Source organism: Cupriavidus sp. SZY C1, from assembly GCF_032190535.1.
Lineage (GTDB): Bacteria > Pseudomonadota > Gammaproteobacteria > Burkholderiales > Burkholderiaceae > Cupriavidus > Cupriavidus pauculus_C.
Genome location: NZ_JAUANU010000013.1, coordinates 127,941 through 143,367, shown reverse-complemented (window position 1 = coordinate 143,367; position 15,427 = coordinate 127,941). Strand labels below are relative to the sequence as shown.

The 15,427-nt window shown below is 71.4% G+C and carries 16 protein-coding genes; 10 read left to right on the top strand and 6 right to left on the bottom strand.

Going from position 1 to position 15,427, the window contains the following annotated elements; all coding sequences use genetic code 11:
- Positions 1-47 precede the first annotated feature (47 nt).
- From QTN24_RS19645 to QTN24_RS19635, 3 genes are read right to left on the bottom strand one after another with little or no spacing between them, the layout of a single operon-like run.
- Positions 48-1,355: an ATP-binding protein gene (locus QTN24_RS19645; RefSeq protein WP_313839149.1), complete on the bottom strand. Its 1,308-nt coding sequence runs from the start codon at positions 1,353-1,355 to the stop codon at positions 48-50.
- Positions 1,355-2,068 (bottom strand): response regulator, encoded by a 714-nt coding sequence (locus QTN24_RS19640; RefSeq protein ID WP_124685547.1) that lies wholly within the window; start codon positions 2,066-2,068, stop codon positions 1,355-1,357. Before QTN24_RS19640 ends, QTN24_RS19645 begins: the two co-directional genes overlap by 1 nt.
- 36 nt (positions 2,069-2,104) lie before the next feature.
- Positions 2,105-2,398, bottom strand: a complete 294-nt coding sequence (locus QTN24_RS19635) for an EF-hand domain-containing protein (RefSeq protein WP_313839147.1) — start codon at positions 2,396-2,398, stop codon at positions 2,105-2,107.
- Positions 2,399-2,620: 222 nt separating this feature from the next.
- Here QTN24_RS19635 and QTN24_RS19630 point away from each other — a divergent pair, with 222 nt between their 5' ends.
- The 8 genes from QTN24_RS19630 (at position 2,621) to mdcH (ending at position 9,736) form a co-directional block, all read left to right on the top strand.
- A complete protein-coding gene (locus QTN24_RS19630) occupies positions 2,621-3,541 on the top strand; it encodes a LysR family transcriptional regulator (RefSeq protein WP_124685549.1) in 921 nt (306 codons plus the stop codon).
- Between the two features lie 130 nt (positions 3,542-3,671).
- Positions 3,672-5,330 (top strand): malonate decarboxylase subunit alpha, encoded by a 1,659-nt coding sequence (mdcA, locus tag QTN24_RS19625; RefSeq protein ID WP_313839146.1) that lies wholly within the window; start codon positions 3,672-3,674, stop codon positions 5,328-5,330.
- A gap of 2 nt (positions 5,331-5,332) precedes the next feature.
- Positions 5,333-6,217: a triphosphoribosyl-dephospho-CoA synthase gene (locus QTN24_RS19620; protein WP_409559060.1), complete on the top strand. Its 885-nt coding sequence runs from the start codon at positions 5,333-5,335 to the stop codon at positions 6,215-6,217.
- A complete protein-coding gene (locus QTN24_RS19615) occupies positions 6,217-6,525 on the top strand; it encodes a malonate decarboxylase subunit delta (protein ID WP_124685552.1) in 309 nt (102 codons plus the stop codon). The genes QTN24_RS19620 and QTN24_RS19615 overlap by 1 nt, the downstream gene beginning before the upstream one ends.
- A complete protein-coding gene (locus tag QTN24_RS19610; RefSeq protein ID WP_313839140.1) occupies positions 6,522-7,376 on the top strand; it encodes a biotin-independent malonate decarboxylase subunit beta in 855 nt (284 codons plus the stop codon). The genes QTN24_RS19615 and QTN24_RS19610 overlap by 4 nt, the downstream gene beginning before the upstream one ends.
- Positions 7,373-8,191, top strand: coding sequence for a biotin-independent malonate decarboxylase subunit gamma (mdcE, locus tag QTN24_RS19605; protein WP_313839138.1), 819 nt, complete (start codon positions 7,373-7,375; stop codon positions 8,189-8,191). The genes QTN24_RS19610 and mdcE overlap by 4 nt, the downstream gene beginning before the upstream one ends.
- Position 8,192: 1 nt before the next feature.
- Positions 8,193-8,831 (top strand): malonate decarboxylase holo-ACP synthase, encoded by a 639-nt coding sequence (locus QTN24_RS19600; RefSeq protein ID WP_313839136.1) that lies wholly within the window; start codon positions 8,193-8,195, stop codon positions 8,829-8,831.
- Positions 8,816-9,736 (top strand): malonate decarboxylase subunit epsilon, encoded by a 921-nt coding sequence (gene mdcH / locus QTN24_RS19595; RefSeq protein ID WP_313839134.1) that lies wholly within the window; start codon positions 8,816-8,818, stop codon positions 9,734-9,736. Before QTN24_RS19600 ends, mdcH begins: the two co-directional genes overlap by 16 nt.
- 795 nt (positions 9,737-10,531) lie before the next feature.
- On the opposite strand, the gene QTN24_RS19590 is transcribed toward mdcH, so the two are convergent.
- Positions 10,532-11,404, bottom strand: a complete 873-nt coding sequence (locus QTN24_RS19590) for a LysR family transcriptional regulator (RefSeq protein WP_313839132.1) — start codon at positions 11,402-11,404, stop codon at positions 10,532-10,534.
- A 129-nt stretch (positions 11,405-11,533) separates the two neighbouring features.
- Between QTN24_RS19590 and QTN24_RS19585 the strand changes: the two genes are divergently transcribed.
- Positions 11,534-12,658 (top strand): TauD/TfdA family dioxygenase, encoded by a 1,125-nt coding sequence (locus QTN24_RS19585; RefSeq protein WP_313839130.1) that lies wholly within the window; start codon positions 11,534-11,536, stop codon positions 12,656-12,658.
- Between the two features lie 93 nt (positions 12,659-12,751).
- Positions 12,752-13,708, top strand: a complete 957-nt coding sequence (locus tag QTN24_RS19580) for a tripartite tricarboxylate transporter substrate binding protein (RefSeq protein ID WP_313839129.1) — start codon at positions 12,752-12,754, stop codon at positions 13,706-13,708.
- A gap of 24 nt (positions 13,709-13,732) precedes the next feature.
- Here QTN24_RS19580 and QTN24_RS19575 read toward each other — a convergent pair whose 3' ends face one another.
- Positions 13,733-14,539, bottom strand: coding sequence for an IclR family transcriptional regulator (locus QTN24_RS19575; protein ID WP_313839128.1), 807 nt, complete (start codon positions 14,537-14,539; stop codon positions 13,733-13,735).
- Positions 14,526-15,419 (bottom strand): alpha/beta fold hydrolase, encoded by an 894-nt coding sequence (locus tag QTN24_RS19570; protein WP_313839127.1) that lies wholly within the window; start codon positions 15,417-15,419, stop codon positions 14,526-14,528. The genes QTN24_RS19575 and QTN24_RS19570 overlap by 14 nt, the downstream gene beginning before the upstream one ends.
- Positions 15,420-15,427: the final 8 nt, after the last annotated feature.

Here is a 15,427-nt window from a genome sequence, read left to right as displayed (position 1 = left end):
TGGACGAAGCCGCGCCACAAGCCAGCCAGGAACTATGTCAATCCATGTCACGCCGGCAGCGACACCACCACGGCCAGCCCGCCGCCCTCGCGCGCGTGGAACGTCAGCGCGCCGCCGTGCATCCGCGCGATGCGGTCGACGATGGCCAGCCCGAGCCCGGTGCCGCCTTCGCCCTGCGTGTTGCTGCCCCGGCTGAATGGCTCCCGCAGCCGCTCCAGCTCAGCCACGCCGATGCCGCTGCCACGGTCGCAGATCGCTACATGGGCGCGGGCGTCGTCCTGCCACGTGCGCACCAGCAGGCCGGTCTTGCCGTACTTCACCGCGTTCTGCATCAGGTTCATCAGCATCCGCAGCATGCTCGTGGGGCGGTACGCCACGGGCCGCAGCGGCCCCAGCTCCAGCGCGAACTCATGCCCGAGCCCGGCAAAATCGGCCGCAAGCTGGCTGACCAGCGCGTTCAGGTCGCCCGGCTGCGGCACCTCTTTCTCGCCACTGCCGGCGTAGTCCATGAATTGCTGGAGGATCGTGTCGATGTGATCGAGATAGCCCTCGACGGACCCCACGAAGGCGTCGTCGGTGCCACGCGGCAGCGCCATCGCCATGGCCAGCCGCAGCTTGGTGAGCGGCGTGCGGATGTCGTGCGAGACGCCCGCCAGCATCAGCGCGCGCGTGGTCTCGGCCTGGCGCAGCGCATCGGTCATGTCGTTGAAGGCGCGGCTGACCTCGGCAATCTCGGTGGGCCCGCTGGTAGGCAGCGGCGCGGGCAGCGCGCCAGCGTGAATCTCGCGCGCCGCCTGCGCCAGGTCGCGCAGCGGGCGGTTGATGTGGCGCTGCAGCAGGTAGCCGGTCAGCGCCGCCAGCGTGGCCAGCGCCGCCGACAGCGCAATGGCGGCCGTGATGCCGCTGGCCTGCGCGTCGGCCGTCATCGGCAGGCCGATCCAGGCCGGATGGCCGGCAGCATGCACCTGGATCCAGATCTTCTCCTCGTCGCCGCCGCTCTGCCAGCGCACGTCGGTATCGCGGTCCAGGTGGCGCCGCAGCGCCTGCATGAAGACGTCGCGCTGCCAGGTACGGAACGGATGCGCCATGTCGGCGCCGGGCGGGTCGTGGGGCGGCGGATCGGCCTGCCCGCCGATGCGGGCCAGCGCGGCGCGGCCCTCGGCGGGCGCCATGTCGTGCAGCGCCCGATCCATCATGGCGATGTACTGCGAGAACACCGTGGCGGCGCGCTCCACGCGCGGGCGCTGCACGTAATGCAGCAGCACGAACAGGGAACACGCCTGCGTGACGACCACCAGGATCACCAGCAGCCCGATGCTGCGGGCCAGCAGCGTGCGGGGCAGCAGGCGCCGCATCACGCGTCCACGCCCGCCACCAGCATGTAGCCCACGCCCCAGACCGTCTTGATGAAGCGCGGCCTGGACGGGTCTTCCTCCACGATCTGGCGCAGCCGCAGGATCTGCACGTCGATGCTGCGGTCCAGCGCGTCGTGGTCGCGGCCGCGCGCGCGGGCCAGCAGGTTCTCGCGGCTGACCGCTCGGTTGGGCGACGAGCCCAGCGCGTGCAGCAGCAGCATCTGGGCCGAATGCACCGCCACCGGCTCGCCAGCGCGCGTGAGCGTCTGCTTGCCCACGTCGAAGCGGAATTCGCCGAAGCTCAGCGTCTGGCTGGTGACGGTGGGATCGCCCGCCGCGATCTTCTGGCGCCGCAGCAGCGCGCGGATGCGCGCCACCAGTTCGTCGGGCAGGAACGGCTTGGCCAGGTAGTCGTCGGCGCCAGTGTCCAGGCCGACCACGCGGTCGGCCGGCTCGCCCTTGGCCGTCAGCATCAGGATCGGCAGCGTCTGGCCCTCGGCGCGCAGCCGGCGGCAGATCGTCAGGCCGTCCTCGGGTTCCATCATCAGGTCCAGCACCAGCAGGTCGTACGGCTCGCGCTGCAGGTAGCGGTTCAGTTGCTTGCCGTCGGCCACGGCGCGCACCTGAAAGCCGTGGCCCGTCAGAAAGCGCTGCAGCATGTTGCGCAGCTCCGCCTCGTCGTCCAGCACGATGATCCGGTGTCCCTGCTCCATGGCGTGTCTCCGGTTCTTGTTCTTGCCGGCGCGGCCTCAGCGCTGCCGCATGCGCTGCGCCAGGAACGCCTCCACCTGCGGCAGCGTGACAAAGCCGGCGTGGTGCGTGTCGATCTCGTCGAAGTGCTTCGCCACCATCGGCATGCCGGCCTGGGCCTGCGTCCGCGTCAGCCGGCCGTCGTGCGTGGTGTTGGCACTGGCAAAGCGCGCCTGCAACTGCGACAGCACCTGCTCGGTCCGCGCCATGCGGTCGCCGCCGCCCATCAGGCCCTGCGCGCTGGCGCCTGCCGAAACAATACACAAGATCATGACTGCGATCATCTTCTTCATGGTGACACTCCGTTGGGTTGCCGACGCAGGCGCCATGCCTGGGCGGCGGGTCGGGAATCGACGGGCTGAACTCTAGGCGGCCCGCCCCGCGTTGTCGCCCTGCAAACCATGTCACGGCATGTCACGCCGGGCCGGTGACATGCGGCGACACAAATGGCCGCCACGCGCGGCGCCGGTGTGCGATCATCGTGGCCTGTCCCGCACCCTCCGGCCGCCGCCCCCATGCCCGAACGCATCAGCGAAGACATCACCTTCCGCAAACTCGAAGCGCTGCTCGCCTTCATGGAGACCGGCAACCTGGCCAAGGCCGCCGAGACGCTGGAGATCAGCACGGTCAGCGTGCACCGGGCGCTGCATTCGCTGGAAGAGGGGCTGCGCTGCGCGCTGTTCCGCCACGAGGGCCGCAACCTGCTGCCCACCGAGGCCGCCCACGTGCTGGCCGACGTGGCGCGCGACGTACTCAAGACCATGGCCGACGGCGTGCGCGTCACGCGCGAGGCGGCCGGCTATTCGGCCGACCAGCTCAAGATCGGCTCGCTCTACTCGCTGACCATCCGCACCGTGCCGCAGGTGGTGATTGGCATCAAGATGCGCCGCCCGGAGCTGCAGACCGAGCTGGTGCTGGGCTCCAACGCCGACCTGCTGGACAAGCTGCGCCAGGGCACCATCGACGCCACGCTGATGGGCATGCCCGAGCCCAGCGCCGAGATCGAGTCGATCCCGATGTTCGAGGACGACATCTTCTTTGCCACCCCGGCCGATTCCCCGTACGCCCGGCTGGACGCCATCGACCTGCGCCAGTGCCGCGACGAGCCGTTCGTGTCGCTGGGCGACGGCTTCGTGACGTCGAGCGGCTTTGCCGAAGCGTTCCGCATTGCCGATTTCACGCCCAACGTGGTGATGAAGGTGGGCGACATCTTCTCGCTGATGAACCTCGTGGGCGGCGGCATCGGCTACTCCCTGCTGCCGGGCCGCGTGCGCGACGTATTCGCGCGCAACGTGGCGTTCGTGCCGCTGACGGCCGACTACGGCATGAAGCAGACCATCGGCCTGTCGTTCCTGCGCCGCCGCGAGCGCGACCCGAACCTGCTGGCGCTGGCGGCCGTCTGCCGCATGCTGACGCCGGCCGGCAAGCCCGCCTGACGAGCGCCGCGCCCAGCGCCGCCGCCATCACATTTACGCCGGCCGTAATGATCCGTCGCCGACGTTGATTGTTCCGCCCGGCCGGCCTGGCCTATCTTTCCGGTAACGACCGCAGCACACCGGAGATGTCATGCTGAACCCGATACCGGAACGACAATGGGACACGCGCCGCACCGAGAAGCGGCGCCGCCAGGCCCTGGGCGCACAGATCGCCACGGGCAAGGTGGTGCCCACGGCAGACATCGTCCGCTTCCTGGAGACGATCACCGCCCCGGGCGACCGCGTGGTGCTGGAGGGCAACAACCAGAAGCAGGCCGACTTCCTGTCCCGCGCGCTGGCCGAGACCGACCCGGCGCGCGTGCACGACCTGCACATGATCATCCCGAGCGTGAGCCGGGTGGAACACCTGGACCTGTTCGAACGCGGCATCGCCCGCAAGCTCGACTTCGCGTACGCCGGCGCCCAGAGCGTGCGGATCTCGCAGTTCCTGGAAGACGGCCTGCTGGAAGTGGGCGCCATCCACACCTACATCGAGCTGTACTCGCGGCTGTACGTGGACCTGACGCCGCACATCGTGCTGACGGCCGGCTACAAGGCCGACCGCCACGGCAACCTGTACACCGGCCCCAGCACCGAGGATTCCCCGGCGCTGGTGGAGGCCGCGGCGTTCCGCGACGGCATCGTGATCGCGCAGGTCAACGAGATCGTCGACGACCCGGCCGACCTGCCGCGCGTGGACATTCCGGGGTCCTGGATCGACTACGTCGTGCAGTCCGACAAGCCGTTCTTCTGCGAGCCGCTGTTCACGCGCGACCCCCGGCTCATCAAGCCCGTGCACATCCTGATGGCGATGATGGCGATCCGCGGCATCTACGAGCGCCACAACGTGCAGTCGCTGAACCACGGCATCGGCTTCAACACGGCGGCCATCGAGCTGATCCTGCCCACCTACGGCGAGCAGCTTGGCCTGAAGGGCAAGATCTGCAAGTACTGGACGCTGAACCCGCACCCCACGCTGATCCCGGCCATCGAGTCCGGCTGGGTGGAAAGCGTGCACAGCTTTGGCAGCGAACTGGGCATGGAGGACTACGTGGCGGCGCGGCCCGACGTGTTCTTCACCGGCGCCGACGGCAGCATGCGCTCCAACCGCGCGTTCTGCCAGTTGGCCGGCCAGTACGCGGTGGACCTGTTCATCGGCTCCACGCTGCAGATCGACGGCGACGGCCATTCGTCGACGGTCACGCGCGGGCGCCTGTCCGGCTTTGGGGGCGCGCCGAACATGGGCCACAACCCCGGCGGCCGCCGCCATGCCACGCCGGCTTGGCTGGACCTGATCGAGACCGACGACCCGCTGGCCCGCGGCCGCAAGCTCGTGGTGCAGATGGTGGAAACGTTCCAGGCCGGCGGCAAGCCGACCTTCGTCGAATCGATGGACGCCGTGCAGGTGGCGCGCGACAGCGGCATGCCGCTGGCCCCGGTCATGATCTACGGCGACGACGTCACCCACGTGCTGACCGAGGAAGGCATCGCCTACCTGTACAAGGCGCGCTCGCTGGAAGAGCGCCGCCGCATGATTGCCGCCGTGGCCGGCGTGACGCCGATCGGCATGAAGCATGACCCGGCCACCACGCGCCAGATGCGCAGCGACGGGCTGATTGCCCTGCCCGAGGACCTTGGCGTGCATCGCGCCCAGGCCACGCGGTCATTGCTGGCCGCGCGCAGCATGGCGGACCTGGTCGAATGGTCGGGCGGCCTCTACAACCCGCCCGCACGCTTCAGGAGCTGGTGATGATGGCGACCCTGGCAGCGCGCCCGCCCGTGGCGCACGGCATGGCCGAGGCGCTGGGCGACCTTGCCGTGGCGGTACTCGTCGACGAAGCCACGCTGGCGCCCAAGCCGGGGCTGGTGGATGCGCGCGGCAACGGCGCCCACGCCGACATGACGCTGCCGCTGATGCTGGCCTCCGCGCGCAGCCTGCGCGACGGCTTTGCCGCGATGGCGCGCGCAGGCCGGCAGGCACCCCGTATCGACGTGACGCTGCGCGAGCGGCTGGGCGCGCTGGGCCGCGACGCCGAGGCGACGATGCTGCACGCCACGGGCGGCGTCAACACCCATCGCGGCGCCATCTGGGCGCTGGGCCTGCTGGCCGGCGCGGCCGGCTGGCTGGGCAAGACCGATGGCGCGCGGCTGCACGCCAAGGCCGTGGTGCAGATGGCCGCCGTGATCGCGCGGCTGCCCGACCGGCATCGCCCCGCCCAGACCGGCAACAAGGGCGAGCTGGCCTGCGCGGCCTACGGCGTGGGCGGCGCGCGCGAGCAGGCCGAGGCCGGCTTTCCGCACGTGACGGGTATCGGCCTGCCGGCGCTGCGCGATGCCCGCGCGCGCGGCGACGCCGAGCCCACGGCGCAGGTCAACGCGCTGCTGGCCATCATGGCGCGGCTCGACGACACCTGCGTGCTGGCCCGCGCGGGCCGGGCCGGGCTGGACGACGTGCAGGCCGGCGCCGAGGCGGTGCTGGAAGCCGGCGGCATCGGCACGCTGGTGGGCCGGCGCCGGCTGCACGACCTGGAAGCCACGATGCAGGCGCGGCACGCATCGCCCGGCGGCGCGGCCGACCTGCTGGCCGCCACCCTATTCCTTGACCGGCTTCCGGCCGTGCAATCTGGAGACATCTGATGGAACAGCTCCGTTTCGAATACGCCGCCGGCAACCCGGCATCACGCCGCGTGCTGGTGGGCGTGGTGGGGTCCGGCGACCTGGAGGTCATCATCGAGCCCGGCGACGCGGGCAAGACGCTGATCGACGTCACCACGTCGGTCAACGGCTACGCGCGCGTCTGGGACGCCCAGCTCACCCGCGTCTTCAGCGCCGAGCCGCGCGCGGCGATGAAGATCCGCATCCACGACTTCGGCGCCACACCGGGCGTGGTGGGCATGCGGCTGGCCGAGGCGTTCGAGGCCCTGGACAGCAAGGAGCCGACATGACCCGCGCCACGCTGCTTTCCCGCGAGAGCTTTGTCGAGATGGGCGCCCGCGAACGCGCCCGCGCGCTGCTGGACCCCGGCAGCTTCCGCGAACTGGCCGGCCCGTTCGACGGCCTGACCTCGCCGTGGCTGGAACGCCAGGGCGTGGTGCCGCAGGGCGACGATGGCGTGATCGTGGCCAAGGGCACGGTCGACGGACTGCCCACGGTGGTCATGGCCATCGAGGGCGCGTTCCAGGGCGGCAGCCTGGGCGAAGTGGGCGGCGCCAAGATTGCCGGCGCGCTGGAGCTGGCCGCCGAGGACAACCGGCGCGGCGTGCCGATGCGCGCGGTCATCCTGTTCGAGACCGGCGGCGTGCGGCTGCAGGAGGCCAACCTGGGCCTGGCCGCGATTGCCGAGATCCACGCCGGCATTGTCGACCTGCGCCGCTACCAGCCCGTGATCGGCGTGATTGCCGGACAGGTGGGCTGCTTTGGCGGCATGTCGATCGCGGCCGGCCTGTGCAGCGCGCTGGTGGTGACGCGCGAGGCGCGCCTGGGCCTGAACGGCCCGGCCGTGATCGAGCAGGAAGCCGGCATCGGCGAATACGATTCGCGCGACCGCCCCTTCATCTGGGGCCTTACCGGCGGCGAGCAGCGCTTTGCCACGGGGCTGGCCGACCGCTACGTCGACGACGACGCGGCCGTCATCCGCGACACCGTGGCCGAACTGGTTGCAGCCCCGGCCACGCCGGCCGCGCGCAGCGACGACTACGACCGCTACCTGCAACGGATGGCCGCCTACGCCGCGGCCGACGCCGTGCATCAGCCCGATCCGGCCACCGTGCGCCGGCTCTATGGAGAACGACAATGAGCGAACCGCATCTGCCCAGCCGTGGCGCGGCGTGGCTGGCCGCGCTGGCCGGCGCCGCCCCCCGGCTGCCCGGCTATCCGCCGTCGGTGCAGGTGGCCGATACCGAGATCGCCGGCCGCGCCGCGCGCCTGATCGCCGTGGTGCCAGACGCCGCCAGCCCATTCCCGCGCGCCCGCCAGGGCGAGGTGGGGCTGCTGGAAGGCTGGTCGCTGGCGCGCGCCGTGCATGACGTGGTGGACGCGGACCGCGACCGGCCGGTCAAGCGCGCCATCGTCGCCGTGGTCGACACGCCCAGCCAGGCCTACGGTCGGCGCGAGGAAGCATTCGGCATCCACCAGGCGCTGGCCAGCGCCGCCGCGGCCTACGCGACGGCCCGGCTGCAGGGGCATCCGGTGATCGCGCTGCTGGTCGGCAAGGCCATGTCGGGCGCGTTCCTGGCGCACGGCTACCAGGCCAACCGCATCCTCGCGCTGCACGACCCCGCCGTGCAGGTGCACGCGATGGGCAAGGAAGCCGCCGCGCGCATCACGCTGCGCAGCGTGGAGGACCTGGAAGCATTCGCGGCCACCGTGCCGCCGATGGCCTATGACCTCGACAACTACGCCACGCTGGGGCTGCTCTGGCGCACGATTCCCGTGCAGCCGGCCGCCACGCCATCGGCCGACGACCTGGCCACGGTCCGCCGCCATCTGCAGGAAGCCCTGGACGATATCGATGCCGATCCGCACCGCGACCTGCGCAGCCGCCTGCATGGCGAGAACCGTGGCGCCACGCGCCGCGCGCGGGAGGCCCTTGCCAGCCAGTGGCACGGCTGACATGCGCCCGCAGCCGCACGACCTGGTCTGGCTGCGCGACCCCGCCGCGTTCATCGCGGCCGGGGACGTGCCGGACTGGGCCGATGCGGACTGGCTGGCGCAGGCCCCGCTCGTGGTGCGGCGCGACCGCGACGGCACGGGCCGCATCCCGGTGGGCATCCGCGGCCGCGTGCGCGCGCAGCGCCATGCCACGTGGATCGATGCCGCCCAGTGCGCCACCGTGGTGTCGCCGTTCGACATCGCACGCGAAGGCTTCTGGCGCCTGCATCCGCGCCGCGACGACATCCCCGCGCTGCATGCGCTGGACCCCATCGCCAGCCGGCTCGCCGCGCTGCCCCACCACTGGGGCGTGACCGGCGCGGTCGGCTTCACGCTGGCGTCCGGCATCGACGTGCTGCACGCCGGCAGCGACATCGACCTGCTGATCCATTGCCCGCAACCGCCAGCGCCCGACGTGCTGGCCGCGCTGCAGGCGCTGGTCGAGCGGGATGACGTGCGGCTCGATATCCAGATCGCCACGCCACACGGCGCGTTCGCGCTGCGCGAGCGGCTGCGCACGCAGGGCCGCGTGCTGCTGAAGACCGACACCGGCCCGGTGCTCTGCGACGACCCGTGGCAGCCGCCATGCCAACCCTGCTGACGTTTCCGGGCCAGGGCGCGCAGCGTCCCGGCATGCTGCACGCGCTGCCGGACGCGCCGGCGGTGGCCCGCACGCTGGCCGAAGCCAGCGACGCGCTGGGCGCCGACATCCTGGCCCACGACGACGCCGCGCACCTGGCCTCGACGGTATCAGTGCAGCTATGCCTGCTGGTCGCGGGCGTGGCGAGCGCCCGGGCGCTGCTGGCAGACGGCCCGCCCGCGCACGCCGTGGCCGGGCTGTCGATCGGCGCCTACGCGGCGGCGGTCACGGCCGGCGTGCTGCCGTTCGCCGATGCCGTACGGCTCGTGGCGCTGCGCGGCCGGCTGATGGAAACCGCCTATCCCGGCGGCTACGGCATGACGGCGATCCTGGGGCTCGACGAGCGCGCGCTGGCCGCCAGCGTCGCGCAAGTCCACGCGCCCGACATGCCGGTCTATATCGCCAACTACAACGCCGAAGGTCAACTCGTCATCGCCGGATCGGACGCCGCCATGGACCGCGTCGCCACGCTGGCCCTGAACGCCGGCGCCCGCACCGCGCAACGCGTGGCGATTGCCGTACCGTCGCACTGCCCGCTACTCGACGAACCGGCCCAGGCCTTGCGCCGGGCCTTCGACGGCATCGCGCTTGCACGCCCGTCGCTACGCTACTTCAGCGCCAGCGCCGCCCGCGAACTCCGCGACCCGTCCCGCATCGCCGAAGACCTGGCCCGCAACATGGCGCTGCCCGTCCGCTGGCACGAAACCATGCTCCTGGCCCGCGCCTGCGCCATGCGCCTGGCCGTGGAAATGCCCCCAGGCAACGTGCTGACCCGTCTGTGCCAGCCAACGTTTCCCCAGGCGGTGGCGCTGGCGGAAATACGTGCCGATAGCGTGCGGGTGCTGATGGGGCGGGAGGACGGCTGAGGGTGGGTGCCAGCGGTTCAAATGGCGACCATCGCGTCTTGCACTGCCTGCCCTCACCCCCGACCCCTCTCCCGCAGGCGGGAGAGGGGAGCAAACCAGTAGCTATTGATGGGCCGATAGCCTGCCGCACACCATGACCTGCTCCCCTCTCCCGCGACGCGGGAGAGGGGCTGGGGGTGAGGGCCAGCGGTTCAAATGGCGACCATCGCGTCTTGCATTGCCTGCCCTCTCCACCGACCCCTCTCCCGCAGGCGGGAGAGGGAAGCAAACCAGCAGCGATTGATGGGCCGGTAGCTTGCCGCACACCATGACCTGCTCCCCTCTCCCGCGTCGCGGGAGAGGGGCTGGGGGAGAGGGCCAGCGGTTCAGATGGCGACCATCGCGTCTTGCACTGCCTGCCCTCTCCCCCGACCCCTCTCCCGCAGGCGGGAGAGGGGAGCAAACCAGCCGCGATTGATATGCCGGTAGCTTGCCAAATCCGATGACCTGCTCCCCTCTCCCGCGGCGCGGGAGAGGGGCCGGGGGTGAGGGCCAGCGGTTCAAATGGCGACCATCGCGTCTTGCACTGCCTGCCCTCACCCCCGACCCGTCTCCCGCAGGCGGGAGAGGGAAGCAAACCGGATGCGATTGATGGGCCGATAGCTTGCCGCACACCATGACCTGCTCCCCTCTCCCGCGCCGCGGGAGAGGGGCTGGGGGTGAGGGCCAGCGGTTCAAATGGCGACCATCGCGTCTTGCACTGCCTGCCCTCTCCCCTACCCCGGAGAGGTAAGCAAACCATGATTCCCCAACGCCTTACCCCACCCCCAACGCCGCCGTCACCGCTTCGCGCAGCGCCTGCAGCAGGCGGTTGTCTTCGTCGGCCTTGCGCAGCACCAGCGACATCTGCAGCACGGGCGCGTCCGGGCCCAGGCGGATGCGGCGGACCGGATAGCGGTCGATCACCGTCGGGTCCATCAACTGCACCACCGACACCCCCAGCCCGGCGCTGACCATCGCGACGATGGCGGTAACGCTGTCGAATTCCATCGCGCTGCGCTTGTCGGGCAGCAGGCCGTGCACGTGGCGGGCGGCCATGGCACCGGTGACGGTGGCCTTGTCGTAGCGGATCCAGTCGTAGCGGGCCAGCAGGTCGGCGGCCGATTCGCCACGGCTGCCGGGTGGGGCGATCAGTTGCAGTTCGCGCGTGGCCACCGGATACCAGCGCAGGCTCGCAAGCCGGCCCGTTTCGGGGCGGGCCACCACGGCGGCGTCCAGCTGGGCGGCCTTGACCATTTCGATGAGCCCCGCGCTGCGGCCGCGCACGGGCTTGACGGTCAGGCGCGGGTAGCGCTCGCGCAGGTAGCGTAGCGTGCCGGGCAGCAGCACCGGCTGCATGGACTCGATGACCCCCAGCCGCACCGTGCCCTCCACGGCCACGCTGGCGCGGCGGCGCAGCGCGTTCAGGTGCCGCAGGCCGCCTTCCATCGCGGCGGCTACCTCGCGGGCCAGCGCGTTGGGCCGCACCTGCAGCCCCGAGCGGTCGAACAGCGGCTGGCCGAGGTACTGTTCCAGCTGCTTCATCTGCATGCTGACCGCGCTCGGCGTCAGGTGCATCGTCGCGGCCGCCGCCGCGAACGAGCCTTCCTCGATCACGGCCGCCAGCGTGGCGAAGGTCTCCAGCTTCATCAGCAATCCTTATGAAGGACGTCAAACAACGTCACTTTTTCTTGTTGCCGGGCAAGCATAGACTGGCTTCACGACGTCGCGCAAGGCTGCACAGCCCCCGCCCACAACCTGACAGAGACAACGATTCCCATGCCCGCACAACGCCCCCAAGCCTGGCTCGCCGCCGATGCCCAGCGCGACACTTCCTGGATCCTGCGCCTGACCGATGCCGAGGTGGCCAGCTTCGACCACGCCCTGGCGCACGCCCGCGCCCTGGGCAAGCCGCTGCTGGAGATGACCCGCGACGACTTTCCGCTTGATGCCGGCGCGCGCCAGGCGCTGGACCGGGCCGTGGCGATGACGCAGGGCCGCTGGGGCATGTGCCTGGTCAAGGGCTTTCCGGTGGACCGCTGGACCGAGGACGACACCCGCCTGGCCTACTGGGGCATGGGGCTGCACATGGGCGTGGCCCGCACCCAGAACCGCACCAGCGACTTCATGAACGACGTGCGCGACGTGGGCGCCGCCTACAAGACCACCAACGGCCGTGGCTACAACACCAACGCCGGGCTCGATTTCCATACCGACTCGGGCGACATCGTCGGCCTGATCTGCCGCCGCGCGGCCCGCTCCGGTGGCGAGAGCAAGGTGGTCAGTTCCATCGCGCTGCGCGATGCCGTGGCCCAGCGCCGCCCGGACCTGATCCCGGTGCTGCAGCAGCCGTTCTACTACAGCTACCAGGGCGCGCAGGACCCGTCGCAGCCGCCGTACTATCCGCTGCCGATCCTGGGCAGCCACCCCACGGCGTTCGCGTTCCGGATCAACCGCAAGAACGTGGTGGCTGCCCAGCGCGACTTTCCCGAAGTGCCGCGCCTGACGCCCGCCCAGTCCGAGGCGCTGGACCTGCTCGACACGCTGCTGGCCGACCCCGCGCTGTGCTTCTCGATGCAGCTGGAGCAGGGCGACATGCAGTTGCTGAACAACTATGTGACCGTCCACTCGCGCACCAACTTCGAGGACTACGAGGCATTCGACCGCAAGCGCCACCTGCTGCGCCTGTGGCTGGCGGTGCCGGGGTCGCAGCCGCTGCCCGACGACTGGGCGGTCTATTTCACCGATGTCCGCGCCGGCGCAGTGCGCGGCGGACTGCGCGGCAGCGCGCGCAGTGCCGCGTTCGACGCCTTCGAGCAGCGCCAGGCGCAGGCGATGGGCATGCCGCTGATGCCCTGGCCGGGCACCGCGGCAACACACCCGGCGGAGCCCGCCACGGCCTGACCCCAAGCCTTGCGGCCGGCGCCCCCCGGCCGCATCCCCGCACGGCGCCCGCCAGACGAGGCGCCGGATTCGAAAGAGAAACGGAGACAACCCATGCAACGACGCGACTTCCTGGCGCTGCTTTCGGCAGCGCTGGTGTTGCCCCCTGAACTGGTACACGCCGCGCCCTCGGTGACCAAGCTGCTGGTGGGTGCCACGCCGGGCGGCGGCACCGACATCGTCGCCCGCGCGCTGGCGGCCGATCTGGAGCAGCGGCTCAAGCATCCGTTCATCGTCGAGAACCGCGGCGGTGCGGCCGGTAACATCGCGGCGGTGGCCGTGTCCAAGGCCGAGCCCGACGGCGGCACGCTGCTGCTCAGCTACACCAGCCACGCGATCAACCCGGCGCTGTTCGACAAGAAGCCGTTCGACCCGATCAAGGACTTCACGCCGATCTCGCTGATCGCCAGCTCTCCGCTCATCCTGGTGGCGCGGCCCGGGCTGGAAGCCAACAACCTGCGCGAGCTGATTGCGCTGGCCAAGGCCAAGCCCGGCAAGATCAGCCTGGCCGTGGCGGGCGTGGGCAGCGCCAACCACCTGGCCGGCGAGATGCTCAAGCACGAGGCCGGCGTCGACATCGTCAGCGTGCCGTACAAGGGTGCCGGCCCGGCCGTGGCCGATGTGGTCGGCAGCCAGGCCGACCTGCTGCTGGGCAACGTCGCCACGGTGCAGCCGCTGCTGCAGGCCGGCAAGATCAAGGGGCTTGGCGTCAGCAGCCCGAACCGGCTGCCCGCCTTTCCGAAGCTGGCGCCAATTGCCGAGACCATCCCGAATTTCGACTATCGATCCTGGTACGGGCTGCTCGGGCCCGCCGGCATGGCGCCGGAGACGGTCAGGGAGCTGGAAGCCGCCGCCGCAGCGGCCGTGGCGTCGCCCGCCACGCGCAAGCGGCTGACTGGCGAAGGGCTGGAGCCGGTTGGCAACAACGCGGCCCAGTTCACGCAATTCCTGCAGGGCGAGATTGCGCGCTGGGCCAAGGTGGTATCGGTCACGCAGACGCGCATCACCTGACGCCGGCGCCGGCCGCAGTGGCGATTACGGTGGCCCGGCCTGCGCCGCCTGCACCGCGTCGCCGATCTCGGCGGCCAGCCGCATCAGCCGGGGGGCCAGCTCGCGCGTGACATCGCCAATGGGCGCGCGCGTGGACACGCTCACGTTCAGCACGTGCACCGGATAGTGTTCCAGCGCCAGCGGCGTGGCGATGGCCACCACCTCGGGCTGCCAGCTTGCCGCGCACCAGCCGTGGCGGCGCACGTGCGCCACGGCCGTGTCGATCTCGCGCCGCAGCGCCGGCCAGTGCGCCGAGCGCGCCGCGAAATCGGCCATGCGGGCCGCGTAGTCGGCCTCGGGCGCCACCGCCAGCCACGCGCGCCCCAGCGACGTGAGCGCCATCGGCACCCGCTGCCCCGCCACCACGCTGCGCAGCGACGCCTTGCGGCCATGCCGGATCGATTCCAGGTACACCATCTCGTCGCGGTCGGCCATGGCCAGCCCCACGTTCAGCGATGCCGCCTGCGCCAGGTCGCGCATGCGCGGCGCCGCCAGTTGCAGCACCGTCGACCCGCTGCGCATCGCATGCGCCAGGCTCAGCACGGGCACGCCCAGCCGGTAGGCGCGCAGCGCCGCGTCGTACTGCAGGAATCCCATGTCGACCAGGCTCTGCGTCAGGCGGCTGACCGTCGAGCGCGCCAGCCCGGTGCGCTCGGCCAGTTCGCCGTTGCCCAGCACCTCCGATCCCGGCCGGAACGCGCGCAGGATCTCGATGCCGCGCTCCAGCGATCGGCTGGACTGCGCATTGGCCGGGCGGCCGCGCGCCCGGCGCCGGGCGTCACCGGCGTCCACGGTCGATGCCGCCGCCCGCCAGCCAGTCGTCCAGCCGCGCATGCACGGCATCGGGCGCCTCGTACTGGACCCAGTGGCCCGCGCCCGCGACGATCGCGCCCTGCCGATCCGCACGGCCGTCGACCAGCGCGGCCAGCACGGCCGGCGGATCGGCCGTGACATCGTGCTCGCCGTAGATGACCAGCACCGGGCCGCCGAAACGGTCCAGCGCCTCGGCCAGCCCGCCCGCGCGGGAAATCTGCTTGCTGCGAAAGCGCGCGTGGCGGCAGGACTCGGTGTAGGCCAGCACGGCCAGCGCGTCGATGCGGCGCGCGTCGGCAATCATGAACGCGGCGATGTTGTGGCGCATCGCGTCGGCCAGCGCCGCCGCGTCCGGCGCGCGGCGCCAGTCGACCAAGTCGATGGCCTGCCGGCGCACGCCGCCGTGGCCGCCCGGCCCCAGCAGCGCCAGGCGGCGCACCGCCGGCAGCACGCTGGCCAGATTCGCGGCGGTCAGGCCGCCGAACGAGAACCCGGCGATGTCGACCGGCCCGTCCACGGGCAGTTGCGCAAAGCCGGCCGCCACGGTGTCCACCAGCGTGCGCAGCGTGCCGTCGCCGGGATCGCCGGACGCGCCGTAGCCGGGCAGGTCCGGCACCCAGACCGTATGCCGCCGCGCCAGCGCCGCGATGTTGTGCGCCCAGTGCAGCCAGCTACCGTGGCCGCCGTGCACCAGCAGCAGGTGCGGCCCGGCGCCAAAGCGGCGCCAGACCATGCGGCAGCCCAGCGCATCGGTCACATGGACGTCCGCCTGCCGCGCCAGTTGGTCGACGAACGCCGCGGCGTCGCGGCTGGCATCGGTGTCGATCGGTACCGCTGTGGCGGCGGCGGGTTCGGTCATCGTGGGCA

Coding starts and splice junctions, on each gene's coding strand:
- QTN24_RS19645 (WP_313839149.1), bottom strand. CDS start 1,355: ATGCGGCGCCTGCTGCCCCGCACGCTGCTGGCCCGCAGCATCGGGCTG.
- QTN24_RS19640 (WP_124685547.1), bottom strand. CDS start 2,068: ATGGAGCAGGGACACCGGATCATCGTGCTGGACGACGAGGCGGAGCTG.
- QTN24_RS19635 (WP_313839147.1), bottom strand. CDS start 2,398: ATGAAGAAGATGATCGCAGTCATGATCTTGTGTATTGTTTCGGCAGGC.
- QTN24_RS19630 (WP_124685549.1), top strand. CDS start 2,621: ATGCCCGAACGCATCAGCGAAGACATCACCTTCCGCAAACTCGAAGCG.
- mdcA (WP_313839146.1), top strand. CDS start 3,672: ATGCTGAACCCGATACCGGAACGACAATGGGACACGCGCCGCACCGAG.
- QTN24_RS19620 (WP_409559060.1), top strand. CDS start 5,333: ATGGCGACCCTGGCAGCGCGCCCGCCCGTGGCGCACGGCATGGCCGAG.
- QTN24_RS19615 (WP_124685552.1), top strand. CDS start 6,217: ATGGAACAGCTCCGTTTCGAATACGCCGCCGGCAACCCGGCATCACGC.
- QTN24_RS19610 (WP_313839140.1), top strand. CDS start 6,522: ATGACCCGCGCCACGCTGCTTTCCCGCGAGAGCTTTGTCGAGATGGGC.
- mdcE (WP_313839138.1), top strand. CDS start 7,373: ATGAGCGAACCGCATCTGCCCAGCCGTGGCGCGGCGTGGCTGGCCGCG.
- QTN24_RS19600 (WP_313839136.1), top strand. CDS start 8,193: ATGCGCCCGCAGCCGCACGACCTGGTCTGGCTGCGCGACCCCGCCGCG.
- mdcH (WP_313839134.1), top strand. CDS start 8,816: ATGCCAACCCTGCTGACGTTTCCGGGCCAGGGCGCGCAGCGTCCCGGC.
- QTN24_RS19590 (WP_313839132.1), bottom strand. CDS start 11,404: ATGAAGCTGGAGACCTTCGCCACGCTGGCGGCCGTGATCGAGGAAGGC.
- QTN24_RS19585 (WP_313839130.1), top strand. CDS start 11,534: ATGCCCGCACAACGCCCCCAAGCCTGGCTCGCCGCCGATGCCCAGCGC.
- QTN24_RS19580 (WP_313839129.1), top strand. CDS start 12,752: ATGCAACGACGCGACTTCCTGGCGCTGCTTTCGGCAGCGCTGGTGTTG.
- QTN24_RS19570 (WP_313839127.1), bottom strand. CDS start 15,419: ATGACCGAACCCGCCGCCGCCACAGCGGTACCGATCGACACCGATGCC.